This is a genomic window from Kitasatospora sp. NPDC001225 (genome assembly GCF_053597855.1).
In genome coordinates, this window is sequence record NZ_JBSFJC010000124.1 from 1 (window position 1) to 24,560 (window position 24,560).

Sequence of the window (24,560 nt, forward strand, 5' to 3'; positions counted from 1 at the left end):
GGCCGCCGAGCGGCGGGCGGCCCCGGTCACGGTGGCCGGCCGGCCCGGGGCGTCGGTCCGGCTGGCCCGCTGCTGCACCCCGGTGCCGCCGGACGAGGTGGCCGGCTACCCGATCCGCGGCGGCGCGGTCGCGGTGCACCGCACCGGCTGCCCGGCGGGGGAGCGGATGCGCGCGGACGGGCGGGCCGAGCTGGAGGTCCGCTGGCAGTCGGAGGGCGCGCCCGCCGCCGGGCACCGGGCCACCCTGCGGGCCGAGGCGCTGAACCGGCCCCGGCTGCTCGCCGACCTCACCGCGGCGATCTCCGGCGCGGGCGTCGGCATCGTCTCGGCCGAGGTCGAGCCGCCGCAGGAGTCCCGGGTCCGGCACACCTACACCGTCGAACTGCCCGAGCCGGCCGCGCTGCCCGGGCTGATGCGGGCGATGCTCAAGGTCTCCGGGGTGTACGACGTGAGCCGGCCGCAGGCCCCGGAGGGTTCGTAGGGGCCGCAGTCCCGGGGAAAATGGGGATGACCGGCCCGCGCCGGGCGTGCGACCATCATGGGGAATTCACGGCCGGTCCACGGCGTTCTCCGGGCACAGGAGCCCGGGGGCACCCGGGGACCTGAGGGGTAGCTCACCCCGCCCGGACGGTAGCCGGGGCGGCAGCTGGGCAGACTCCGTACGGGACCGCCACCGCGGTCCCCGAAGGCCACCCGTACCAGCCAGCCAAAGGACAGAATGACCTCCACGTTCGACACCCGCGACCACGCCGACGCTCCGCGCCGCCTCGACGGTCTGCGGGCGGAAGCCCTCATGGACGAGGACCTCGCGGCCATCGACGAGGACCGCGGCCACCACTACGACGGCGACCAGTACGACCGCAGCGAGCGAGCCGCCCTGCGCCGGGTCGCCGGCCTCTCCACCGAACTCGAAGACGTCACCGAGGTCGAGTACCGCCAGCTCCGCCTGGAGCGCGTGGTGCTCGTCGGCGTCTGGACGGACGGCACGCTGGAGGAGGCGGAGAACTCGATGGCCGAGCTCGCCGCGCTCGCCGAGACGGCCGGCTCCCAGGTGCTGGACGGCGTCATCCAGCGCCGTGACAAGCCCGACGCGGCCACCTACATCGGCTCCGGCAAGGCGAAGGAGCTGCGCGACATCGTCGCCGCCACCGGCGCCGACACCGTGGTCTGCGACGGTGAGCTCACCCCGGGCCAGCTGATCCACCTGGAGGACGTGGTCAAGGTCAAGGTCGTCGACCGGACGGCCCTGATCCTGGACATCTTCGCCCAGCACGCCAAGTCCCGGGAGGGCAAGGCGCAGGTCTCGCTCGCGCAGATGCAGTACATGCTGCCGCGGCTGCGCGGCTGGGGTCAGTCGCTGTCCCGGCAGATGGGTGGCGGTGGCTCCGGCTCCTCGGGCGGCGGCATGGCCACCCGCGGTCCCGGTGAGACCAAGATCGAGACCGACCGGCGCCGGATCCGCGAGAAGATGGCGAAGCTCCGCAAGGAGATCGCCGACATGAAGAAGGGCCGCGACACCAAGCGCCAGGAGCGCAGGCGCCACCAGGTGCCGTCCGTGGCCATCGCCGGGTACACCAACGCCGGCAAGTCCTCCCTGCTCAACCGGCTCACCGGCGCCGGCGTCCTGGTGGAGAACTCGCTGTTCGCCACCCTGGACCCGACGGTGCGCCGGGCCGAGACCCCGACCGGGCGGCTCTACACCCTGGCCGACACCGTCGGCTTCGTCCGGCACCTGCCGCACCACCTGGTCGAGGCCTTCCGCTCGACCATGGAGGAGGTCGCCGACGCGGACCTCATCCTGCACGTCGTGGACGGCTCGCACCCCGAGCCGGAGACGCAGCTGGCCGCCGTCCGCGAGGTCATCGTCTCGGTCGACGCGCAGAACGTGCCGGAGGTCGTGGTGATCAACAAGGCGGACGCCGCCGATCCGCACGTGCTCCAGCGCCTGCTGCGCCGCGAGCCGCACGCCATCGTGGTGTCGGCCCGCAGCGGCGCCGGCATCGAGGAGCTGCTGCGGCTGATCGACGACGAGCTGCCGCGTCCGGCGGTCGAGGTGCGGGCCCTGGTGCCCTACACCCAGGGCGCGCTGGTCTCCCGGGTGCACGCCGAGGGCGAGCTGCTCTCCACCGAGCACACCGGCGAGGGCACCCTGCTGCACGCCAAGGTGCCGGCCGAGCTGGCCGCCGAGCTGGAGTACTTCGCGGTGGCCCTGCAGGGCTGAGCCCGAAGCGCACGGAGGGGCCCCGGGACGGATCGCCGTCCCGGGGCCCCTCCGTGTCTCCGGCGGTGCTACCGGACGTTCTTGGCGAAGTAGTCGAAGGCCTGCTTCGCCTGGTCCTGGAGGGAGGGGCCGGCCTGGTAGCCGGCCGGGTTGCGGTTGCCGACCGCGCCGACGCTGACCAGGTTGGGCTTGCCGTCCCGGATGACGAACCAGCCGCCGCCGGCGGCGCCCGCCGTCATGGTGCAGCCGATCACGTACATCGGCGGGCGGTCCCGGTCGAAGGAGAGCAGCCCGGGGGCCAGCGGGGAGTCGCAGTGTTCGAGCTCCAGGCCGTCGAACGGCCGCTCGGCCGGGTAGCCGTAGGCGGCGGTCCCGGTGATCTGGTCGCGCGGGGCGTTGAACCAGATCGGCACCGAGCCGCCGACCGTCTCCTCCAGGGACCTCCCGGAGCCGTCTTCGCCGCGCACCCGCAGGACGCCGTAGTCGTACTGGTGGTGGGCCCCGACGCCGCTCTCCTGGAGCCAGGTCGGCGAGACCAGCGCGCGCACCGCCGTCCACCGGCCGTACGGGGCGACCAGCCGGTCGGCGTTCGCCTTGCCGTGGACCGCCTGGCCGTCCCGGTTGAAGCCGGGCACGAAGACCGGGTTCTTCAGCCAGCCGCCGCCCTTGCCGTCGTGCAGGCAGTGCGCGGCGGTGTAGACGAGGTTGCTGCGGCCCGGGTTGACCGGGTCGGAGACCACGGTGGCGGAGCAGGACACGTCGCCCTGCGACGTGGTCGCGAAGAGCCGGCCGACCACCGAACCGACCGGTCCGTACGGGTGCGGCTGCGGCTTGGCCGGGACGGCGGCGGGCGGGGCGTCCCGCTCGACGCCGGCCGCCGCGGGGGCGGTCAGCGAGTACTCCGGGGTGGGCCGGGGCCTGGCGGCGTCCATCCGGACCGCCGTCCAGGCGCCGGGCGCCGCGTCGTTGGCGAAGGCGCTCTCGGCGACGTAGCGGGCCCAGTCGTCCACCTTCCAGCCGCTCAGGTCGCCCGGGCTGGTGGGCGACGACCTGGGCAGGGCGAGGGGCGCGGTGGCGGGCCGGGCGGGGCCGTCCGGGCCGCACCCGGCCGCGCCCAGCGCGAGCGCGGCGAGCAGCGCGGCGCCGCCCGTCGCGGCCCGGCGCCGCCGGCTGGTGGTTCTCGGCATGCTGGCTCGTCCCCCCGTGCTGTGCTGGTGGTTCCCTACCGCCCCCCGTCGGCGGCGGCTACTTCTTGGAGATCCAGTCCAGCGCCTGCCGGGCGACCGCCTCCAGGTACGGGCCGCTCAGCGAGGTGTGCTCCTGGGTGCCGATCGAGGTGTTGCTGACCAGCGCGGTCCGGCCGTCCGGCATGGTGGCGAACCAGCCGCCGCCGCTGGCGCCCTGGGTCATGGTGCAGCCGATGGTCAGCATGGTCGGGCGCTTGGCGTCGAAGGAGAGCCGGGTGGGCTTGCCGCCGTCGCACTTGTACAGCTCCTGGCCGTCGAACGGCTTGGCGAGCGGGTAGCCGACGGCCGAGACCTTGAGCTGGTCGCGCGGCGCGTCGAACCAGACCGGGACGGCCGAACCGACCGTCTCCTCCAGGGACTTGCCGGTGTCGTTCTGGTTGTGCACGCGCATCACCGCGAAGTCGTACTGGTTGGCGGCGTCGCCGGTGCCGCCGCCCTCGACCATCCACTGCGGCGAGGTGGTGACCTGGTCGGCCCACCAGGTGCCGAGCGGGGCCAGCTCGGACAGCGGGGCCCGCTTGCCGCCGCTGGAGGCGCCGGAGTTGTTGTAGGCGGGCACGAAGACCAGGTCCTTGTAGAAGTTCCCGCCCTTGCCCTCGTGCACGCAGTGCCCGGCCGTCCAGACCAGGTTGCTCTTGCCCGGGTGCTGGGGGTCGGCGATCACCGTCGCCGAGCAGTTGCCGCGGCCGCCCTGGGCGGAGAAGAACACTTTGCCGGAGGGCTGCTTCAGGTACGGGCGGGGCACCGTCACGGCCTTGACCGCCGCGGGATCGGGGTCGGTCACGCCGTCGTCGGTGGCCGGCTTGGGCGTGGCGGGGGCGGGCTTGGCGGTGGGCGGGGCCGGGTCGGCGGGCTTGGAGTCACCCATCTTGTCCGGGTCCCAGAAGTCCTTCACCACCGGGTTGTTGAAGACGTGCTTGGACGCCCACTTGTCCCAGTCCTCGTACTTCCACTTCTTCAGGTCGTCCCAGCTCCTGGGCAGTCCCTCCAGCAGGCTGGTCGGCAGCCCGGACGGGAGCGGGATCCCGCCGATCACGCCGCCCGAACCCGCGGCCTGGGTCGACTCGGTGGAGGGCGGCGGTGCGGGACTGGTCCCGCCGCCCGCCGGGCCGTCCGGCCCGCAGGCGGTCACGGCGAGCAGGGTGCCCGCGGCCAGGGCGGCGGCCAGGGCTGACCGGTGGATCGTGGGCATCTGTGCGCTTCCCCCTGTGCTCGGTCGGTCGGTGCCGGTCGGTGCCGGGCCGCCCGGTGGTGTCACGGCCGGCGGTCGTGCACCGCGATGGTGCGTGTCCGGCCGGTTCGCGGTGCGGCGGTTCGCCGCCATGGAGTCTTCCATCGCGGACGAGGACGGCGCTGCCCGCCCCCCGGGTTGCGGTGCGGGCCGGAGGTCACCGATCCGTGATCCGGGCCCGCCCGGTCCGCCGACGCAGCAGGGCATCGGGCCCCGTTGGTGGACAATCCCCGATCTTCACCCTGACGAGTGAGTCGTCCTTGTGATCACCCGTCAGGGATAGGTAACCCTTACCTGACGCGACGGTGCGAGCGCCCGCCGACCCCTCCACCACAGTGCGCGTCCGCACCCCCACGCGCCCCAAGGAGCAGCCTTGAGCACCGCCGCCCTCACCGTCGCCCCGCCCGTACCGTCGCCCACCGTGGAGCGGGCCCACGGGCACGACCTCCTGCTGCACCCCGACCCGGCCGTCGCCGCCGAACAGGCCGGACTGGAGGCCCTGCTGCGCTGCTGGACCCGGGAGACCGGAGCCCGGCCCGGCCCGGACGGCCGGCTGCGGATCGCCGTCCTCGGCGGGGCCGCCCGGCTCACCGCCCCGGTCCGCTACTGGTCGCCCGGCGGCTGGCACCGCTTCGGACCCGCCACCCTCGCGGTCGGGGAGACCGGCCCGGCCGGGGACGTCCGCGAGGCCCCCGTGGACGCCGTCACCGCCGCCGCGCTGCTCGCCGCCGCGGCCGCCGAACGGCCCGACCCCGGGCAGGTCGCCGACCTGGCCGCCAGGGTCGGCGACTCGGTCGTGCGCACCGCCGAGATCCTCGCCCACCGCCGCACCGCCGCCGTGCCCGGCGGGCCGGAGCGCTCGCACTTCCTCGCCGCCGAGCAGTCCCTGCTGCTCGGCCACCCGCTGCACCCCACGCCGAAGAGCCGCGACGGCCTCGGCCCGGCCCAGAGCGCCGCCTACTCGCCCGAACTGCACGGCTCCTTCCAGCTGCACTGGTACGCCGTCGACCGCGAACTGCTCGCGGCCGGCTCCGCCGTCGCCGAGAGCGCCGAACGGCTCACCGCCGGCCTGCTCGACGGCGCCGTGCCGCTGCCGCCCGGCACCGCCGCCGTCCCGCTGCACCCCTGGCAGGCCCGCGAACTCGCCCACCGCCCGGCCGTCGCCGCCCTGCTCGCCGACGGGCTGCTGCACGACCTCGGCCCGGCCGGCGACCCCTGGTACCCCACCTCCTCGGTGCGCACCGTCTACCGGCCCGGCACCCCGTGGATGCTCAAGCTCTCGCTCGGCCTGCGGATCACCAACTCCCGCCGGGAGAACCTGCGCAAGGAACTGCACCGCGGCCTGGAGATGCACCGGCTGCTGGAGAGCGGGCTGGCCGCCGAGTGGCGGGCCGCCCACCCCGGCTTCGACATCGTCCGCGACCCGGCCTGGATCGGCGTCGACCACCCCGCCCTCGGCGACCCGGGCGGCCTGGACACCGTGCTGCGCGCCCAGCCCTTCGCGCCCACCGACCGGGCGCTGTGCGTCGCCGGCCTGGTCGCCGAACAGCCGCTCGGCACCGGCGACACCGTGCCCTCCCGGCTCGGCGACACCCTGCGGGCCCTGGCCGTCCGCTGCGCCCGCCCGCTGCCGACGGTGGCCGCCGAATGGTTCCTGCGCTACCTGGACGCGGTCGTGCTGCCCATCCTCTGGCTGGACGGCCGGGGCGGCATCGCCCTGGAGGCCCACCAGCAGAACAGCCTCGTCCTGCTGGACGCCGAGGGCTGGCCCTGCGGCGGCCGCTACCGCGACAACCAGGGCTACTACTACCGGGAGAGCGCCGCCGCGCGGCTCGCCGCCCGGCTGCCCGGACTCGGCGCGGACAGCGACACCTTCCTGCCGGACGACGTGATCGACCACCACTTCGCCTACTACCTCGGCATCAACCACGTGCTCGGCCTGATCGGCGCCCTCGGCTCCCAGCGGCTCGCCGACGAGACGGTGCTGCTGGCCGCGCTGCGCCGGTTCCTGGCCGGCCCCCGGGCCGCCGCCACCGGCTCGGCGCTGCCCGCGCTGCTGCTGGACGCGCCCGCGCTGCCCTGCAAGGCCAACCTGCTCACCCGGGTCAACGGCATGGACGAACTGGTCGGCCCGGTCGCCAGCCAGTCCGTGTACGTGGACATCCCCAACCCGGTGGCGGGTGCCTGATGACGGACGACGGGTGCCGGGTGCCGGACGGCCTGTCCGGGTGGGGCGCCGTCCCCACCCCGGCCGGCGAGTTCCGGCTCGGCCCGGTCCGGCTGCCCGCCGACCTGGCGCTGCTCGCCGGGTGGATGAACGATCCCGAGGTCGACGCCTTCTGGGAGCTCGCCGGGCCGCCGGAGGTCACCGAACGGCACGTCCGGGCCCAACTGGACGGCGACGGCCGCAGCCTCCCGTGCCTCGGCCTGCTCGACGGCGAGCCGATGAGCTACTGGGAGGTCTACCGCGCCGACCTCGACCCGCTCGCCGCGCACTACCCGGCCCGGCCGTACGACACCGGCGTGCACCTGCTGCTCGGCCCCGCCGCCAGCCGCGGCCGCGGCCTGGGCGCCGTCCTGCTGGCCGCCCTCGCAGAATTGATTCTCCGCCGGAATCCGCGCTGCGAACGGGTGCTGGCCGAGCCGGACGTCCGCAACCGGCGGTCCGTCCGGGCCTTCGAACGGGCCGGATTCCGGGCCGCCGCCGAACTCGACCTGCCCGACAAGCGCGCCGCCCTGATGGTCCGCGACCGGGCCGACGGGCCCGCCGCGCAGGCCCAACTCCCCGCCTAGGACGACCCTGTGGACACCTCGACACCCCCTCCGTACGACCTGCTCGGCGTCGGCATCGGCCCGTTCAACCTCTCGCTCGCCGCACTCGCCGAACCCGTCCCCGGCCTGCGCACGCTCTTCTGCGACCAGCGCCCGGAGTTCCGCTGGCACCCCGGGATGCTGGTCGACGGGGCCCGGATGCAGGTGCCGTTCCTCGCCGACCTGGTCTCCCTGGTCGACCCGACCAGCCCGTGGTCCTTCCTCAACTACCTGCGCGACCAGGACCGGCTGTTCCCGTTCTACTTCGCCGAGCGCTTCCAGCTGCCGCGCCGCGAGTACGACCACTACTGCCGCTGGGCCGCCGAGCGGCTGGCCAACTGCCGCTTCGGCACCGAGGTCACCGCCCTGCACTGGGAGGCGCCCTGGTACCGCGCCGAACTGACCGACACCGCGACCGGCCGGCGCTCCGAGGTCAGGGCCCGCAACCTCGCCCTCGGCGTCGGCACCCGGCCGGTGCTGCCCGAGGCCTTCGCCGCGCTGGCCGGCCACCCGCGGGCCTTCCACTCCGCCGAGTACCTGGACCGCCGCGCCGACCTGGCCGGCGCCCGCGACATCACCGTCGTCGGCAGCGGGCAGTCCGGCGCCGAGGTCTTCCTCGACCTGCTCCGGCGCCACGAGGGCGACGACGTCCGGCTGCGCTGGCTCACCCGGACCAGGGCGCTCGCCCCCATGGAGTACTCCAAGCTCGGCCTGGAGCACTTCACCCCCGACTACACCCGCTACTTCCACGGCCTGCCCGCGGCCGTCCGGGACGCGCTGGTCACCGCCCAGTGGCAGCTGCACAAGGCCGCCAGCGCCGAGACCCTCGCCGAGATCCACGACCACCTCTACGAGCGCACCATCGGCCGCCCGATCGACGCCGCCCCGGTCGAGATCACCCCCGGCACCGCCGTCGACGCCGCCCGCCCCGGCCCCTGCGGCGGCCTCGAACTGCACTGCCGGCACACCGACTCCGGCGCCGAACACCTGCTGCGCACCGACGCCGTGGTGCTCGCCACCGGCTACCGGGCGGCCCGCCCGGCCGCGCTCGAACCGCTCGCCGAACTGATCGACTGGGACGAGGCCGGGCGCTACCGGGTCGACCCGGACCACCGGGTCGCCACCCGGCCCGGACTCACCGGCGGGCTGTACGTCCAGAACGCCGAACTCCACACCCACGGCGTCGGCACCCCCGACCTCGGACTCGGCGCCCACCGGGCCGCCGTGATCCTCAACGCCGTCACCGGGCGCACCGTCCACCGGCTGCCCGGCCGCACCGCCTGGACCGGCTTCGCGCCGCCCGGCCCCGCCGGTCCCGCCGACCAGCCCACCCCCGCCGGTCCCGTGGAACAGTCCGCCCCCGCCGGTCCCGTAGAACAGCCCACCCCCGCCGTCCCCCGCCCCCAGGAGTTGACCCGTGCCGCAACCGTCGGCCGCTGAACCGCCGCTCCACCTGCCCCCGCACCTCACCGCCGGGCACTGGCAGCGGGCCGGCCGCGCCCTGCTGGCCAAGATGCTGGGCGAGTTCGCCTACGAGGAACTGCTCCGACCCGTCCCCGGCGACGAGCCCGGCGAGTACCGGCTGGAGCTGCCCGAGGCCGAGTACCGCTTCACCGCCCGCCGCGGCTCCTACGACAGCTGGCAGGTCGACCCGGAGTCCGTCCGCTGCTCCCGCCCGGACGGCCTGGACCCGCTGCGCTTCCTCCCGTACGCCCGGCAGACCCTCGGCCTGCGCGGCGAGACCACCGGCCACCTGATCCGCGAGCTCTCCGCCACCCTCACCGCCGACGCCCGCCAGCTCGCCACCGCGCTGACCGCCGCCGAACTCGCCGACCTCGACCACGCCGCGCTGGAGGGCCGGCAGACCGGCCACCCCTGGATCGTCCCCAACAAGGGCCGGATCGGCTTCTCCGCCGCCGACGCCGCCCGCTGGGCCCCGGAGGCCCGCAGCCCGCGCCCGCTGCCGTGGATCGCCGTGCACCGCCGGCTCGCCGAGTACCGCGGCGTGCCCGGCCTGGAGCGGCCCGAGCAGCTGTACGCCCGCGAGCTCGACGACGTGGACGCGCTGCGCGCCGCGCTCGGTCCGGACGCCGAGGACTACCTGCTGCTGCCCGTCCACCCCTGGCAGTGGGACGAGACGGTCCTGCCGCTGTTCGCGCCCTGGATCGCCTCCGGCGAGATCGTCCCGCTGCCCTCGGACGGCGACCCACGGCTGCCCCAGCAGTCCATCCGCTCCTTCTTCAACACCGCCCACCCCGAGCGCTGCACCGTCAAGCTGCCGCTGTCCATCCTCAACACCCTGGTCTGGCGCGGCCTGCCGGTCGAGCGCACGCTGGCCGCGCCCGCCGTCACCGCCTGGCTGCTCGGACTGCGCGACGCCGACCCGTACCTGCGCGACGAGTGCCGGGTGATCCTGCTCGGCGAGATCGCCTCCGTCACCGTCGACCACCCGCTCTACCGCGAGCTGCCCGAGGCGCCGTACCAGTACAAGGAACTGCTCGGCGCGATCTGGCGCCAGCCGCTCGGCCCCTTCCTGGACGGCGGCGAGCGCGCCCGCACCCTGGCCTCGCTGCTGCAGACCGGCTCCGACGGGCGGGCGCTCGCCGCCGAGCTGATCGACCGCTCCGGCCTGCTCCCCGGCGACTGGACCGCCCGGCTGTTCGCCGCGATGATGCCGCCGCTGCTGCACTTCCTCTACCGCTACGGGCTGGTCTTCTCCCCGCACGGCGAGAACGCCATCGTGGTCTTCGACCCCGCCGACGCGCCGGTCCGGCTCGCGGTCAAGGACTTCGTGGACGACGTCAACCTCAGCGCCCAGGACCTGCCCGAACTGCGCGGCCTGCCCGACGAGGTGGCCGAGGTGCTGCTGCGGGAGAGCCCGCAGGGGCTCTGCCAGTTCATCCACTCCGGGCTGTTCATCGGCGTCTTCCGCTTCCTCGCCCCGCTGCTGGAGGCGCAGACCGGACTGCCCGAGACCGAGTTCTGGGCCCTGCTGCGCGCCGAGGTGCTGCGCTACCAGGACCGCTTCCCCGAGCTGCGCGAGCGCTTCGAGCTGTTCGACCTGTTCCGCCCCCGGATCGACCGGCTCTGCCTCAACCGCAACCGGCTGCTGATGGACGGCTACCAGGACCGCCCGCACCGCCCGCACGCCGCCCGGTACGGGACGGTGCCGAACGCGCTGGTCGCCGTGGACGTGCGGATGCCCGGGCAACGGGACCGGATTGTCACCCCCGCCCCGTAGGCTGGGAGGGTCATGACGAACGACTCCGAATCCCACGACTCCGAATCCCAGCGGGCGGCAGTCCTCGGCGACGAGGCCGAGGAAGCCGTCGCCGTCCCGCGCTCGCGGATCCCCGAACTGCTGCACGCCGCGGTGGCGGCCGTCGGCGGTGTGGAGCGCCCCGGCCAGGTCCGGATGGCCGAGGCCGTCGCCGACGCCGTCGACCACGCCGAGCACCTGCTCGTCCAGGCCGGCACCGGCACCGGGAAGTCCCTGGCCTACCTGGTGCCCGCGCTCGCCCACGGCGACCGGGTGGTGGTCGCCACCGCCACCCTGGCGCTGCAACGCCAGCTGGTGGAGCGGGACTTGCCGCGCACCGTCGAGGCGATGCACCCGGTGCTGCGCCGCCGCCCGCTGTTCGCGATGCTCAAGGGCCGCTCCAACTACCTCTGCCTGCACCGGGCCAACGAAGGCACCCCGAGCGACGAGGGCGAGGGCCTGTTCGACCCGGTGGACGCGCTCGGCGGGCCCACCGGGAAGCTCGGGAAGGACGTGCTGCGGCTGCGCGACTGGGCCGACGAGACCGACACCGGGGACCGCGACGACCTCAGCCCCGGTGTCTCCGACAAGGCCTGGGCCCAGCTCTCGGTCACTTCCAAGGAGTGCCTGGGCGCCACCCGCTGCCCGTACGGCCAGGAGTGCTTCGCGGAGAAGGCGCGGGAGCGGGCCAAGCTGGCGGACGTCGTGGTCACCAACCACGCGATGCTCGCGATCGACGCGATCGAGGGCGCGCCGGTGCTGCCCGAGCACGGGCTGCTGATCGTGGACGAGGCGCACGAGCTGGTCAACCGGGTCACCGGCGCGGCCACCGCCGAGCTGACCGTCGGCGCCGTCAACCGGGCGGTGAAGCGGGCCGCGCGGCTGGCCAACGAGAAGGCGGTGGACGCGCTCCAGGCCGCCGCCGAGAACTACCACGGCCTGATGGAGACCGCCCAGCCCGGCCGGGTCGAGGAGCTGCCCGAGTACCTCGCGTACGCGGTCACCGCGATCCGGGACGCCTCCCGCCAGGTGATCACCTCGCTCGGCGAGACCAGGGACAAGGGGCTCAGCGACGAGGACGCCGTCCGCAAGCAGGCGATGGCCTCGGCCGAGGCGCTGCACGAGACGGCCGAGCGGCTGCTGGAGGACTCCGAGTACGACGTGGTCTGGATCGAGCGCAGCGACCGCTACGGGCTGGGCACCGCCTCGTTGCGGGTCGCCCCGCTGAGCGTCTCCGGGCTGCTGCGCGAGGGGCTGTACAAGGAGCGCTCGGTCGTCCTCACCTCGGCCACGCTCAAGCTCGGCGGGGACTTCAACGGCGTCGCCGCCTCGGTCGGCCTGCCCTCCGAGACGCGGCTGCCGGACGTCCGCACCGCCGGGGACAACCCGGACGCCGACGCGGGCTTCGGCGAGGACGCGGTGCCGCACTGGCGCGGGATCGACGTCGGCTCGCCGTTCAAGTACCCCAAGCAGGGCATCCTGTACGTCGCCAAGCACCTGGCCGACCCCGGGCGCGATCCCGAACGGCCCGACATGCTGGACGAGTTGGCCGAGCTGATCGGCGCGGCCGGCGGTCGGACCCTGGGCCTGTTCTCCTCGATGCGCGGCGCCCAGACGGCCGCCGAGGCGATGCGCGAGCGGCTGGACCACCGCGTCCTGCTCCAGGGCGAGGACACCCTCGGCGAGCTGATCAGGGAGTTCGCCTCGGACGCGACGACCTGCCTGTTCGGCACGCTCTCGCTCTGGCAGGGCGTGGACGTGCCCGGCTCGGCCTGCCAGCTGGTCGTGATGGACCGGATCCCGTTCCCCCGGCCGGACGACCCGCTGATGAGCGCCCGCCAGAAGGACGTCGAACAGCGCGGCGGGAACGGCTTCATGGCCGTCGCGGCGACGCACGCGGCGCTGCTGATGGCGCAGGGCGCGGGCCGGCTGGTGCGCGCGGCCGACGACCGGGGCGTGGTCGCGGTGCTGGACCCGCGGGTGGAGACCAAGCGGTACGGGAGCTTCTTCCGCTCCTCGATGCCGGAGTTCTGGTACACCACGGACCGCAACCAGGTGCGCCGCTCGCTGGCGTCGATCGACGCCTCGGCGGCGCCGGTGCGGCCGGTGGTGAAGCGGGGCTGAGGGCCCCGGCCGCCCGGCCCGTGGAACGCCGGAGGGGCTCCCCGCACTGTGCGGAGGAGCCCCTTCCCGGTGTGTGTGGTGGTGCGGTGCGTGCTGGTGCGTGTTGCTGTGCGCGCCGAGGCGGCGCGGGTGCGCTCAGAGGCGCACGGGGCCGCCCAGGGGCGGCGCCGGACCGCTCAGAGGCGGCGCAGGACCGCTCAGAGGCGGCGCAGGACTGCGACGACCTTGCCCAGGATGGTCGCGTTGTCGCCGTTGATCGGCTCGTACGCCGGGTTGTGCGGCATCAGCCAGATCCGGCCGTCCTCGCGCTTGAGCCGCTTCACGGTGGCCTCGCCGTCGATCATCGCGGCCACGATGTCGCCGTTCTCGGCGACCGGCTGGCGGCGCACGGTGACCCAGTCGCCGTCACAGATGGCCGCCTCGATCATCGAGTCGCCGCGCACGGTGAGCGCGAACAGCTCGCCCTCGCCGACCAGCTGGCGGGGCAGCGGGAAGACGTCCTCGACCGTCTGCTCGGCCAGGATCGGCCCGCCGGCGGCGATCCGGCCGACCAGCGGGACGTAGGAGGTGGAGGGCCGGCCGGCCGTCTCGGCGGTGTTCGGACGGGCCACCTCGACGCCGCGGACCTCGTAGGCGCGCGGGCGGTGCGGATCCCGGCGCAGGAAGCCCTTGCGCTCCAGGGCCATCAGCTGGTGGGCGACCGAGGAGGTGCTGGACAGGCCCACGGCCTGGCCGATCTCCCGCATGGACGGCGGGTAGCCGCGGCGCTGGACGGAATCCCGGATGACCTCGATCACCCGGCGCTGGCGCTCGGTGAGACCGGCCTCGTCGGTGCGGATGCCGGGGGGGCGACCTGGCATCGCCCGGGCGGGGGAGGTGTGGGAGTCGTCCATGGCGGTGGAGTGTTCGATCGGCTGGTCGGGAACGCGGGTCGCCCCGGAAAGGGCCGCGCCGGAGAGGCGGTGGTCTTCGCTACGGTCCATGCTGCTGTCCACACCCTGCTGATTCGTGGTGCGCTGCCCCACCTTGAACTGGGAGTGTTCCTGCACCGGGATGGTGTTGCTTTCGATCGTGTTCACGGCGGCCCCTCTCGACGGCTGTCCTCTCCCCTTTTCCAGCCCAACGCGCCTCCTATCGAAAGGTTGCGCCAAACACACGTTCGAGTGAATTATTCGGGAGTTGACTGACTCGATCAAGGCTTTGTTGTACATCGAGTAAATGTTCGAGCGAAACTCGCCCCCGGCAGTCTAATCGGGCCCCTCGCGACATCGACACGCCAAGGCGCTCACCTCCCCCAGACTCCTAGATGTAGTGGCTACAGTCCTCTCCGTGCCCAGTACTAGTGGTCGCCCCGCATGATCAGCTTGCCGAGGCCGGGGGCGCATCGCATAGACTCAACAGGTCCGAACGTTCTGCCAGGGAGGGATCCCGAGGTGCACTGCCCCTTCTGCCGGCACTCCGACAGCCGTGTTGTCGACAGCCGGACCACCGAGGACGGCAGCTGCATCCGCCGTCGTCGGCAGTGCCCGGACTGCGGACGCCGCTTCACCACGGTGGAGACGGCCGCGCTGATGGTCATCAAGCGCAGCGGCGTCACCGAGCCGTTCTCCCGGCAGAAGGTCATCACCGGCGTCCGCAAGGCCTGCCAGGGCCGCCCGGTCACCGAGGACGCGCTCGCCCAGCTCGGCCAGCGGGTCGAGGAGTGCGTGCGCGCCAGCGGCAGCGCCGAGCTGACCACCCACGACGTGGGGCTGGCCATACTCGGCCCGCTCAAGGAACTCGACGTGGTCGCCTACCTGCGCTTCGCCTCCGTGTACCAGGCGTACGACGGACTGGAAGACTTCGAGGCCGCCATCGCGGAGCTCCGCGCAGAACGGCCCCGCACCCCCGAGGCGGACGACACCTGCGTGTCCGTGTCCGCCGCCGCGCCCTAGGAGGCGCCGGGCCCCTCGCGGGCCCAGCCACCCGCACCACCACGGCCCCGCGGGGCCCACGCGTGCCCGAAATCGGGGCACAGAACACTACAAACCGTGCGCAAGCAGGCAGGGTTCCTGCCTGCCCGCACACCGGAAGAACGAACCAGCAGTGCCCGGACTTTTCAGGGCACTTCGGGCGTTTGCCCAGGAGGAGGAGCGAGAAGTGACAGACACCACGAGCGGTTCCGCACGCGGGTCGAAGTCCGAGAAGGCCGCGGCCAAGGGCGCCAAGGCCCCGAAGGGCGGTCTCCGGATGGAGCGCATCTACACCACTCCTGGCGTGCACCCGTATGACGAGGTCCGCTGGGAGCGGCGGGACGTCGTCATGACCAACTGGCGTGACGGCTCGATCAACTTCGAGCAGCGCGGCGTCGAGTTCCCCGACTTCTGGTCGGTCAACGCCGTCAACATCGTCACGTCCAAGTACTTCCGCGGCGCCGTCGGCACCCCCCAGCGCGAGTGGAGCCTCAAGCAGATCATCGACCGCGTGGTGCTCACCTACCGCGCCGCCGGCGAGAAGCACGGCTACTTCGCCTCCAAGGACGACGCCGAGATCTTCGAGCACGAGCTGACCCACGCCCTCCTCCACCAGGTGTTCAGCTTCAACTCGCCGGTCTGGTTCAACGTCGGCACCAAGCAGCCCCAGCAGGTCAGCGCCTGCTTCATCCTGTCCGTCGACGACTCCATGGACTCGATCCTCGACTGGTACAAGGAAGAGGGCATGATCTTCAAGGGCGGCTCCGGCGCCGGCCTGAACCTCTCCCGGATCCGCTCCTCCAAGGAACTGCTCTCCTCCGGCGGCAACGCCTCCGGCCCGGTCTCCTTCATGCGCGGCGCCGACGCCTCGGCCGGCACCATCAAGTCCGGTGGCGCCACCCGCCGCGCGGCCAAGATGGTCGTGCTCGACGTGGACCACCCGGACGTCGAGGCCTTCATCGAGACCAAGGTGAAGGAGGAGGAGAAGATCCGCGCCCTGCGCGACGCGGGCTTCGACATGGACCTCGGCGGGGACGACATCACCTCCGTCCAGTACCAGAACGCCAACAACTCGGTCCGCGTCAACGACGAATTCATGACCGCCGTCGAGAACGGCACCGAATTCGGCCTGCGCGCCCGGATGACCGGCGAGGTCATCGAGACCGTCGACGCGAAGAAGCTGTTCCGCAAGATGGCCGAGGCCGCCTGGGCCTGCGCCGACCCCGGCATCCAGTACGACACCACGATCAACCACTGGCACACCTGCCCGGAGTCCGGCCGCATCAACGCGTCCAACCCCTGCTCCGAGTACATGCACCTGGACAACTCCAGCTGCAACCTCGCCTCGCTGAACCTGATGAAGTTCCTCCGCGACGACGACTCCTTCGACGCGGCGACCTTCGCCAAGGTCGTCGAGCTGGTCATCACCGCGATGGACATCTCCATCTGCTTCGCGGACTTCCCCACCGAGAAGATCGGCGAGACCACCCGCGCCTACCGCCAGCTCGGCATCGGCTACGCCAACCTCGGCGCCCTGCTGATGGCCACCGGCCACGCCTACGACAGCGAGGGCGGCCGCGCCCTGGCCGGCGCCATCACCTCGCTGATGACCGGCACCGCCTACCGCCGCGGCGCCGAACTCGCCGGCGTGGTCGGCCCGTACGACGGCTACGCCCGCAACGCGGCCCCGCACCAGCAGGTCATGAAGCAGCACGCCGACGCCTCGCTGGACGCCGTCTCCCACGACGACCTGGACGCTCCGGTCTGGCTGGCCGCCAACAAGTCCTGGCAGGACGTGCTCCGCCTCGGCGCGCAGAACGGCTTCCGCAACGCCCAGGCCTCGGTGCTCGCCCCGACCGGCACCATCGGCCTGATGATGGACTGCGACACCACCGGCGTCGAGCCCGACCTGGCCCTGGTCAAGTTCAAGAAGCTGGTCGGCGGCGGCTCGATGCAGATCGTCAACGGCACCGTCCCGCGCGCCCTCAAGCGCCTCGGCTACCAGGACGAGCAGACCGAGGCGGTCGTCGCCCACATCGCCGAGCACGGCAACGTGGTGGACGCCCCGGGCCTGAAGCCGGAGCACTACGAGGTGTTCGACTGCGCGATGGGCGAGCGCTCCATCTCGCCGATGGGGCACGTGCGGATGATGGCCGCGATCCAGCCCTGGATCTCCGGCGCCATCTCCAAGACCGTGAACATGCCGGCCGCCGCGACCGTCGAGGACGTCGAGGAGATCTACTTCGAGGCGTGGAAGATGGGCGTCAAGGCGCTCGCCATCTACCGCGAAAACTCGAAGGTCGGCCAGCCGCTCTCGGCCAAGAAGAAGGACTCCGAGGAGAAGACCGAGGCGGCCGCCCCGGTCACCCCGGCCGCCGTGGTCGAGAAGGTCGTCGAGTACCGCCCGGTCCGCAAGCGCCTGCCCAAGGGCCGTCCGGGCATCACCACCTCCTTCACGGTCGGTGGCGCCGAGGGCTACATGACCGCCAACTCCTACCCGGACGACGGCCTGGGCGAGGTCTTCCTGAAGATGTCCAAGCAGGGCTCGACCCTCGCGGGCATGATGGACGCCTTCTCCATCGCCGTCTCGGTCGGCCTCCAGTACGGTGTGCCGCTGGAGACCTACGTCTCGAAGTTCACCAACATGCGCTTCGAGCCGGCCGGCCTGACCGACGACCCGGACGTGCGGATGGCGCAGTCGATCGTCGACTACATCTTCCGCCGCCTGGCGCTCGACTTCCTGCCGTTCGAGACCCGCTCGGCGCTCGGCATCCACTCCGTCGAGGAGCGCCAGCGCCACCTGGAGACGGGCTCGTACGAGCCGCTGGAGGCCGAGGAGCTCGACACCGAGTCGCTCGCCCAGTCCGCCCCCGTCGCCGCCAAGCCGGCCGCCGTCCCGGCCCCGGCCCCGGCCCCCGTCGTCGTCGAGGCACCCAAGGCGACCCCGAAGCAGGCCCACAACTCCACGGAGCTGATGGAGATCCAGCTCGGCCTCAACGCCGACGCCCCGCTCTGCTTCTCCTGCGGCACCAAGATGCGCCGCGCCGGCAGCTGCTACCTCTGCGAGGGCTGCGGCTCCACCAGCGGCTGCAGCTGACCGCGCCCGACCCCGGTGGTCGCCTCCTGAGGTGAACACCTGAAGCGGGGCGAGGACCTTCATCGGTTCTCGCCCCGCTTTTTCGTGTGCCTTTCTCGAGCCCCGGGCGTGCCGATGTCACGTTCTGGGGTGGTGTCCGGTCTGTAGGGGGTGACGGGGTTCCTCTGGGAAGGAGTGGCGCGGTGGTGGGAACGGTGCTGGTGACCGGGGCGACGGGGACGTTGGGGCGGGAGGTGGTGCGGCTGCTGGTGGCGCGCGGGGTGGCGGTGCGGGGGCTGAGCCGGCGGGTGCGGGACGGGGGTGACGGGGTCGAGTGGGTGGTCGGGGACCTGGTCGGCGGGGCCGGGGTGGCGGAGGCGATGGCCGGGGTCGACGTGGTCGTGGACTGCGCGACCACGCAGAAGAAGGCGGACGTGGCCGGGGTCCGGACGCTGGTGGCCCGGGCCCGGGAGGCCGGGGTGCGGCACCTGGTGTACGTGTCGATCGTCGGGATCGACCGGGTGCCGTTCGCGTACTACGCGACGAAGCTCGCCTGCGAGCGGGTGGTGCGGGAGTCGGGGCTGGGCTGGACGGTATTGCGGGCGACGCAGTTCCACGACCTGGTGCTGAAGGTCTTCGACGCCTCCGTGAAGCTGCCGGTCCTCCCGGTGCTGAGCGGGGTGGCGTGCCAGCCGGTGGACGTACGGGAGGTGGCCGCGGCGGTCGCGGACCTGGCGGGGGAGGAGCCCGCCGGCTTCGCCCCGGAGGTCGGCGGCCCGCAGGTGCGTTCGTACCGGGAGCTGGCCGAGGCCTACCTGCGGGCGGCGGGCAGGCGCCGGTTGCTGCTGCCGCTGCCCCTCCCGGGAGCGACCGGCCGCGGACTGCGGGCGGGCGGCAACCTGACGCCGGATCGGGCGGTGGGCCGGGGGACCTTCGAGGAGGCGCTGGAGCGACGGTTCGGCGGCCGCTGAGGTCGGCGGCGGCCGGCACAGGGCGGGCGCCCGGGGTGTGAGGCGTGGAGCTCGGGTGGGCGTCGGGGCGTCGGCGTGTGGTGTGGGCGGCGTGAAGGTAGGAGATTGGCCGTCAACTGGCCGCTTGAGGCCTATGTCTGAATCGATATGATCGGCCGAAAGCGTGAACCGATCAGACGCCCGGAGACGTTTCGCTACGTCGCCGGGCGGACTGGTATGCGCCCGACCAGCTGTCGGCGGCCGCAACCGTCGCCGACCCGCCGCCCGCGCCGCCGCCCGCCGACGTTGCCGAGGACCGCACCGATGAGAGAAGCCACCAGCCCCGACGGCCGATCGCGCCGACGGCCCGCGCCGCGCACCGTCGCCCTGACCGCGGCCGCCGTGCTGCTGGCGCTGGTCGCCGCGCCGGTCGGCGTGGCCAGGGCGCTCGGCGCGCACCAGCCGCTCACCGCCCTCGCGGTGGGCGCCGTCACGGTGCTCTGGCTGATCGCCGTCGGCCTCGCGGCGGCCGGGGTCGAGCGCTCCCGCGGGCTGGCCGAGGACCTGGCCGCGCAGCACGAGGAGACCCGGGCGGCGCTGGTCGCCGCGGGCACGGCCCGGCAGGCCGAGACGGCCGCTGCCGACCGCACCGCCGCCGCGCTCGCCGAGCGGGACGCCGCCCGCGCCGGGCAGGCCCGGGCCGAGGCCGACGTCACCACCGCGCACGCCGAGCTGGCCCGGCTGCGGGCCGAACTCGACGCCGAGCGGGCCGGGGCGGAGGCGGAGCGGACCCGGGTCGAGGCCGAGCGCGCCGAACTGGCCCGGATCACCGAGGGCGTGCTGCCCGAGGTGGTGGCGAAGCTGCGGGCCGGCGCGGCGGTGGACAGTGCGCTGGCCGTCCACCGCAAGCACCCCCAGTACCCGCTGCTGCGTGCCGTCGGCGAGGAGATCGGCCGCGGCGAGCGGCTGCGGGCCGCCGCGCTCGCGGTGTGCGCGACCGCTGCCGGGCGGGTCCAGGCGCTGGCCACGAGCATGCACGCCGAGCTGCGCGAGATGCAGCACCGGCACGACGAGGAGGTCCTCGGCGACCTGCTGAGCCTGGACCACTCGACCGCCCAGGCGGGCCGGATGGCCGACAGCATCGCCGTGCTCACCGGCGCCCGCTCGGGCCGCCGTTGGGCCAAGCCGATCGCGGTGGAGTCGGTGCTGCGCGGCGCGCTCGGCCGGATCGGCGCCTACCAGCGGGTGCGGCTGCACAACGCCAGCACCGCCGCGGTCGCCGGGTACGCGGCCGAGGGCGTGATGCACGCGCTGGCCGAACTGCTGGACAACGCCACCAACTTCTCCGCCCCGCCGGCCGAGGTGCACGTCTACGTCGAGGAGGTGCCCGCCGGGCTGGCGGTCACCGTCGAGGACAGCGGCCTGGGCCTGAGCGACAGTTGGCTGCGCCGGGCCGAACGGGCCGTCTCCGCCGAACCGCTGGACCTCACCACGCTCTCCGCGGGTACCCGCCTGGGGCTGGCGGTGGTCGGCGTGCTGGCGCGCAAGCACGGGCTGCAGATCTCCTTCCGGCCCTCGGCGCGCGGCGGTACCGGCGTGGTGATGCTGATCCCGCATCAGCTGGTCACCCACCCGGCACCGGCCGCGGCCCCGGCGCCCGTCCAGGTGTCCGTACCGGTACAGGCGTCGCCCGCGGAGACCGCGCGCCCCGCGCTCACCTCGGCGCGCCCCGCCCCGGCCTCCCTGCCGCCGGCTCCCTCCGCGCAGCGGACCCGCGTCGGGACGCAGGCCGCGGCCGGGACGCGGACCGCCACCGCGCCCGCGCTGCCGGCCGCGCCCGTCCGGACGACCGACAGCGGCCTGCCGCAGCGCCGCCGCGGACAGACGCTGGCCACCGCCGCCCCCGCGACGGACCGGGCGGCGAAGCCCGCCGGCACCGACGCGGCGGGTGCGGCCGGCCGGTTCGGCGCGTTCCGCCGGGCCGCCGCCCGTCCGGCGGCGGCCGGGCAGCCCGCCGCCGGGGCTCCGACCGAGGGCCCCGCCGGGCCGCCGGTCACGGACCCTGCCGGGGCTCCGGCCGCCGACTCTGCCGGGCCGCCGGCCACCGACCCTTCCGGGGTGCCGACCACAGCCCCCGACACCACGCCCGACGCTTCCCCCGTCACCGAGAAGGACACCTGATGAGCAGTGCCACCGACCGTGACCTCGACTGGCTGTTGGAGAACCTGCTGGCGGCGACCCCCGGCACCCGGCACGCCCTGGTGCTCTCCGCCGACGGCCTCAAGCTCTGCCACACCGCCGGTCTGAGCACCGACCAGGCCGACCAGCTGGCCGCCATCGCCTCCGGTCTGCAGAGCCTGGCGCACGGCGCCTCGATCGAGTTCGGCGACGGCAGCGGCGGCGTGCGGCAGTCGATGACCGAGTTCCACGGCGGCATCCTGTGCATCGTGGCGGCCGGCGAGGGCGCGCACCTGGCGGTGGTCACGGACGACGACGCGGACGTCGGCGTGGTCGGCCACAACATGCACGGCCTGATCGAGCAGATCGGGGTCCACCTCAGCGCGCCCGCCCGGGCGGCGGAAGGCGAGGCCGCGCAAGAGAGCGCGGTCATATGAGCGCGCGGAGCGAGCGGACGGTCGCGGGGGTCGCGGGGGTCGACGCCCCCGCCGCGCGGAGCGAGGTGGGCGCATGAGTCCGGGACCGGTGCTGCCGGGGCGCGACGACGACCCGGACCGCCTCTACACCATCACCCGGGGCCGCAGCCGTTCCCCGGAGAACGCCTTCGACCTGGTGACCCTGATCGTCGCCGAGCGGCAGCCGGCGCCCGGGATGCAGTCGGAGCACGCCCGGATCCTGCGGATGTGCGAGGCCCCGACCGCCGTGGTGGAGGTGGCGGCGGAACTGGCGCTGCCCGTCTCGGTGGTGAAGATCCTGCTCGGCGACCTGCTGGAGTCCGGGGCGGTCACCGCCCGCCACCCCCGGTTCGCGCCGAACAAGGCCCGGCTGCCCGACCTCGACACGCTGAAGCAGGTGCTGCATGGCCTTCAACAGCTCTGACGTCTCGCCCGTCGGCGGCGTCCGGACCGCTGTGGAGGCCCGGCCCGCCGGCGCCGTTCAGGCTCCCGCTGACGTCCGGCCCGCCGGTGCGCGCACCCCGCTGCGGGCGACGGCCGACAACGCGCTGAAGATCGTTGTGGTCGGCGGCTTCGGCGTGGGCAAGACCACCCTGGTCGGCTCGGTCAGCGAGATCCGTCCGCTGAACACCGAAGAGGTGATGACCAAGGCGGGCGAGGGCATCGACCCGGCCGGCGCCTGGGGCAAGCGCTCCACCACGGTCGCCTTCGACTTCGGCCGGATCACCCTTTCCGAGAGCCAGGTGCTGTACCTGTTCGGCGCGCCCGGGCAGGAACGTTTCTGGTTCCTCTGGGACCGCCTGTTCAGCGGCGCCCTGGGCGCGGTCGTCCTGGTGGACACCCGGCGCCTGGAGGACTCCTGGTACGCCATCGACCGGCTGGAGCACCACGGCACGCCGTTCATCGTGGCCCGCAACAACTTCGGCGAGCCGGGCCACACCCTGGAGCAGGTCCGCGAGGCGCTGGACCTGCCGGCCGAGGTGCCGCTGGTGGACTGCGACGCGCGCGACCGCGAGTCCGGCAAGCGGGTGCTGATCGCCCTGGTCCACCACCTGGCCGCCTTGGCCGGGGCCGACGAGGCCGCCCTGGCCGGTGCCGACGGAGCCGTCCTGGCCAGTGCCGACGGAGGCGTCCCGGCCGCTGCCGCCGGGGAGGACGAGACGGCCCCCGCCGCGCGGCCAGCCCCGGCCGGGCCCCGCACCGCGATCTACGAGGAGAGCACCCCGTGACCGAGCCCGCCGCCACCCCGCCCCCGGGCTGCCCGGCGCACGCCGGCGCCACGCCGCTGTACGGGCCGCGCTTCCAGACCGACCCGTCCCAGCTCTACCGCGAGCTGCGCGCCGCGCACGGCCCGGTCGCCCCGGTCGAGCTGGCCGGCGGCGTGCCCGCCTGGCTGGTCATCGGCTACCGCGAGCTGCAGCAGGTGACCGGCCGGCCGCAGCTGTTCGGCCGCGACTCCAGCCGCTGGCACGCCTGGGCGACGCTGCCCGGCGACTGGCCGCTGAAGCCGATGATGGCGCCCGTCCCCTCGATCCTCTACGCCGAGGGCGAGGAGCACGTCCGGCGTTCGCGCGCGGTCACCGACGCGCTGGCCGGGATCGACCCGTACGAGCTGCGCAAGCACGCGGAGGAGATCGCCGACGGCCTGATCGACGAGTTCGCCGGGCGCGGCGAGGCCGACCTGGTCGCCGAGTACGCGCACCGGATGCCGCTGCTGGTGCTGTGCCGGGTGCTCGGCCTGGACGAGGAGCAGGCGCCGCAGCTGATCGCGGCGCTGCTGGCCATGCTGGACGGCGGCCCGGACGCGCCGGCCGGCGCCCAACGGCTGCTGGAGCTGATGCTCGCGCTGGTCGAGGAGAAGGCCGAGCACCCGGGCGCCGACGTCGCCTCGCGGATGCTGGCGCACCCGGCCGGGCTGACCCACGACGAGGTGATGCGCGACCTGCGGGTGCTGCTGATCGCCGGCCACCAGCCGAGCTCGTACTGGATCTCCAACACGCTGCGGCTGATGCTCACCGACGAGCGGTTCGCGGCCTCGCTGGCCGGCGGCCGGCGCAGCATCAGCCAGGCGCTGAACGAGGCGCTCTGGGAGGACACCCCGACCCAGATCTTCGCCGGACGCTGGGCGGTCCACGACACCCAGGTGGGCGGCCAGCGGATCGGCGAGGGGGACATGGTCCTGCTCGGCATCGCCGGGGCCAACGCCGACCCGGCCGTCCGGCAGCCGGACGGCCGCCCGGCGGAGGGCAACCGGGCGCACCTGAGCTACTCGTACGGCGAGCACGGCTGCCCGTTCCCGGCACAGGAGGCGGCCGAGGTGATCGCCACCACCGCGATCGAGGTGCTGCTCGACCGGCTGCCGGACCTGCGGCTGGCGGTGGCCGAGCACGCGCTGGTGTGGCGGCCGTCGGCCTGGGTGCGCGGGCTGGTGGCGCTGCCGGTCTCGTTCACCCCCGGCCATCCGGCCTGATCCATCCGCACCCGCCGTTCGAAAGAGCCGCGAAACCCCTCGAACGCCCTCGAAACCTCCGAAAGGCTTCGGCTGTTTTCGAACGGCTTCGAATGGCTTCGAAAGGCTTCGAGAGAGCTTCTCCAGAGCTTCGAAAGAGAGACGTCGATGACCGCTGCCCCGGCCCGAATCGCCCTCGACCCGCTGGCCCGCGACAACGCGGCCGAGGGCGCCCTGCTGCGGGCCGCCGGCCCGGTGGTGCCGGTCGAACTGCCCGGCGGGGTCGCCGCCTGGGCGGTGACGCGGCACGCCGCCGCACGTGACCTGCTCACGGACGCCCGGCTCGTGAAGGACGCCGCGCACTGGGCGGCCTACCAGCGCGGCGAGGTCCCGAAGACCTGGCCGCTGATCGGCCTGGCGGTGCCCGGCCCGAGCATGGTGACCACCGACGGGGCCGAGCACCGCCGGCTTCGGGCACTGGTCGCGCAGGCCTTCACCCCGCGCCGGGTGGAGCTGATGCGGCCGCGCGTCGAGGAGATCACCCACGCGCTGCTGGACGCCCTGGCGGCGGGCGAGCCGCTGGTGGACCTCAAGACGGCCTTCGCCT

Annotated in this window: 18 protein-coding genes and 1 pseudogene; 16 read left to right on the forward strand and 3 right to left on the reverse strand. The window is 73.9% G+C overall.

Going from position 1 to position 24,560, the window contains the following annotated elements; translation table 11 throughout:
- Both ACWDCZ_RS31195 and hflX read left to right on the forward strand, forming a co-directional pair.
- Window positions 1-481, forward strand: a 481-nt coding sequence (locus ACWDCZ_RS31195) for an ACT domain-containing protein (RefSeq protein WP_449817588.1), incomplete at its 5' end; no start/stop codon positions are given.
- A gap of 237 nt (window positions 482-718) precedes the next feature.
- Window positions 719-2,221, forward strand: coding sequence for a GTPase HflX (gene hflX, locus ACWDCZ_RS31200; protein WP_049658942.1), 1,503 nt, complete (start codon window positions 719-721; stop codon window positions 2,219-2,221).
- A gap of 68 nt (window positions 2,222-2,289) precedes the next feature.
- On the opposite strand, the gene ACWDCZ_RS31205 is transcribed toward hflX, so the two are convergent.
- Together ACWDCZ_RS31205 and ACWDCZ_RS31210 are read right to left on the reverse strand one after the other, a co-directional pair.
- Window positions 2,290-3,408, reverse strand: coding sequence for a trypsin-like serine peptidase (locus ACWDCZ_RS31205; RefSeq protein ID WP_449817589.1), 1,119 nt, complete (start codon window positions 3,406-3,408; stop codon window positions 2,290-2,292).
- A 58-nt stretch (window positions 3,409-3,466) separates the two neighbouring features.
- Window positions 3,467-4,660 (reverse strand): trypsin-like serine peptidase, encoded by a 1,194-nt coding sequence (locus ACWDCZ_RS31210; RefSeq protein WP_049658939.1) that lies wholly within the window; start codon window positions 4,658-4,660, stop codon window positions 3,467-3,469.
- Window positions 4,661-5,072: 412 nt separating this feature from the next.
- On the opposite strand from ACWDCZ_RS31210, the gene ACWDCZ_RS31215 reads away from it, so the two are divergent.
- From ACWDCZ_RS31215 to ACWDCZ_RS31235, 5 genes are read left to right on the forward strand one after another with little or no spacing between them, the layout of a single operon-like run.
- Window positions 5,073-6,887: an IucA/IucC family protein gene (locus ACWDCZ_RS31215; RefSeq protein ID WP_074005688.1), complete on the forward strand. Its 1,815-nt coding sequence runs from the start codon at window positions 5,073-5,075 to the stop codon at window positions 6,885-6,887.
- A complete protein-coding gene (locus tag ACWDCZ_RS31220) occupies window positions 6,779-7,492 on the forward strand; it encodes a GNAT family N-acetyltransferase (protein WP_074005714.1) in 714 nt (237 codons plus the stop codon). Before ACWDCZ_RS31215 ends, ACWDCZ_RS31220 begins: the two co-directional genes overlap by 109 nt.
- Window positions 7,493-7,501: 9 nt before the next feature.
- Entirely contained in the window at window positions 7,502-8,950 is a 1,449-nt protein-coding gene (locus ACWDCZ_RS31225; RefSeq protein WP_449817590.1) for a SidA/IucD/PvdA family monooxygenase, read from the forward strand.
- Window positions 8,928-10,751, forward strand: a complete 1,824-nt coding sequence (locus ACWDCZ_RS31230; protein ID WP_049653460.1) for an IucA/IucC family protein — start codon at window positions 8,928-8,930, stop codon at window positions 10,749-10,751. Before ACWDCZ_RS31225 ends, ACWDCZ_RS31230 begins: the two co-directional genes overlap by 23 nt.
- A 12-nt stretch (window positions 10,752-10,763) precedes the next feature.
- Window positions 10,764-12,893 (forward strand): ATP-dependent DNA helicase, encoded by a 2,130-nt coding sequence (locus ACWDCZ_RS31235; protein ID WP_387829407.1) that lies wholly within the window; start codon window positions 10,764-10,766, stop codon window positions 12,891-12,893.
- 197 nt (window positions 12,894-13,090) lie between these two features.
- On the opposite strand, the gene lexA is transcribed toward ACWDCZ_RS31235, so the two are convergent.
- Window positions 13,091-13,786 (reverse strand): transcriptional repressor LexA, encoded by a 696-nt coding sequence (gene lexA, locus ACWDCZ_RS31240; protein WP_063780202.1) that lies wholly within the window; start codon window positions 13,784-13,786, stop codon window positions 13,091-13,093.
- Window positions 13,787-14,326: 540 nt separating this feature from the next.
- Here lexA and nrdR point away from each other — a divergent pair.
- The 9 genes and pseudogenes from nrdR to ACWDCZ_RS31285 form a co-directional block, all read left to right on the forward strand.
- Window positions 14,327-14,827, forward strand: coding sequence for a transcriptional regulator NrdR (gene nrdR / locus ACWDCZ_RS31245; protein WP_049653458.1), 501 nt, complete (start codon window positions 14,327-14,329; stop codon window positions 14,825-14,827).
- Window positions 14,828-15,032: 205 nt separating this feature from the next.
- Window positions 15,033-17,942 (forward strand): vitamin B12-dependent ribonucleotide reductase, encoded by a 2,910-nt coding sequence (locus tag ACWDCZ_RS31250; protein WP_449817591.1) that lies wholly within the window; start codon window positions 15,033-15,035, stop codon window positions 17,940-17,942.
- A 182-nt stretch (window positions 17,943-18,124) separates the two neighbouring features.
- On the forward strand, window positions 18,125-18,892 hold the full coding sequence (locus tag ACWDCZ_RS31255) for an SDR family oxidoreductase (protein ID WP_117489719.1): 768 nt from the start codon (window positions 18,125-18,127) through the stop codon (window positions 18,890-18,892).
- Between the two features lie 303 nt (window positions 18,893-19,195).
- Complete coding sequence (locus ACWDCZ_RS31260; protein WP_449817592.1) at window positions 19,196-21,052, forward strand: ATP-binding protein; 1,857 nt, start codon at window positions 19,196-19,198, stop codon at window positions 21,050-21,052.
- On the forward strand, window positions 21,052-21,486 hold the full coding sequence (locus tag ACWDCZ_RS31265) for a roadblock/LC7 domain-containing protein (RefSeq protein ID WP_049653112.1): 435 nt from the start codon (window positions 21,052-21,054) through the stop codon (window positions 21,484-21,486). Before ACWDCZ_RS31260 ends, ACWDCZ_RS31265 begins: the two co-directional genes overlap by 1 nt.
- 73 nt (window positions 21,487-21,559) lie before the next feature.
- Complete coding sequence (locus ACWDCZ_RS31270; protein ID WP_049653110.1) at window positions 21,560-21,928, forward strand: DUF742 domain-containing protein; 369 nt, start codon at window positions 21,560-21,562, stop codon at window positions 21,926-21,928.
- 31 nt (window positions 21,929-21,959) lie between these two features.
- Window positions 21,960-22,733, forward strand: coding sequence for a GTP-binding protein (locus ACWDCZ_RS31275; RefSeq protein WP_449817594.1), 774 nt, complete (start codon window positions 21,960-21,962; stop codon window positions 22,731-22,733).
- The gene (locus ACWDCZ_RS31280) at window positions 22,730-23,974 is read left to right on the forward strand and encodes a cytochrome P450 (RefSeq protein ID WP_449817593.1); all 1,245 of its coding nucleotides are present in this window, start codon (window positions 22,730-22,732) and stop codon (window positions 23,972-23,974) included. The genes ACWDCZ_RS31275 and ACWDCZ_RS31280 overlap by 4 nt, the downstream gene beginning before the upstream one ends.
- 147 nt (window positions 23,975-24,121) lie before the next feature.
- Window positions 24,122-24,560: pseudogene (locus tag ACWDCZ_RS31285) on the forward strand (cytochrome P450); the annotation flags it as partial.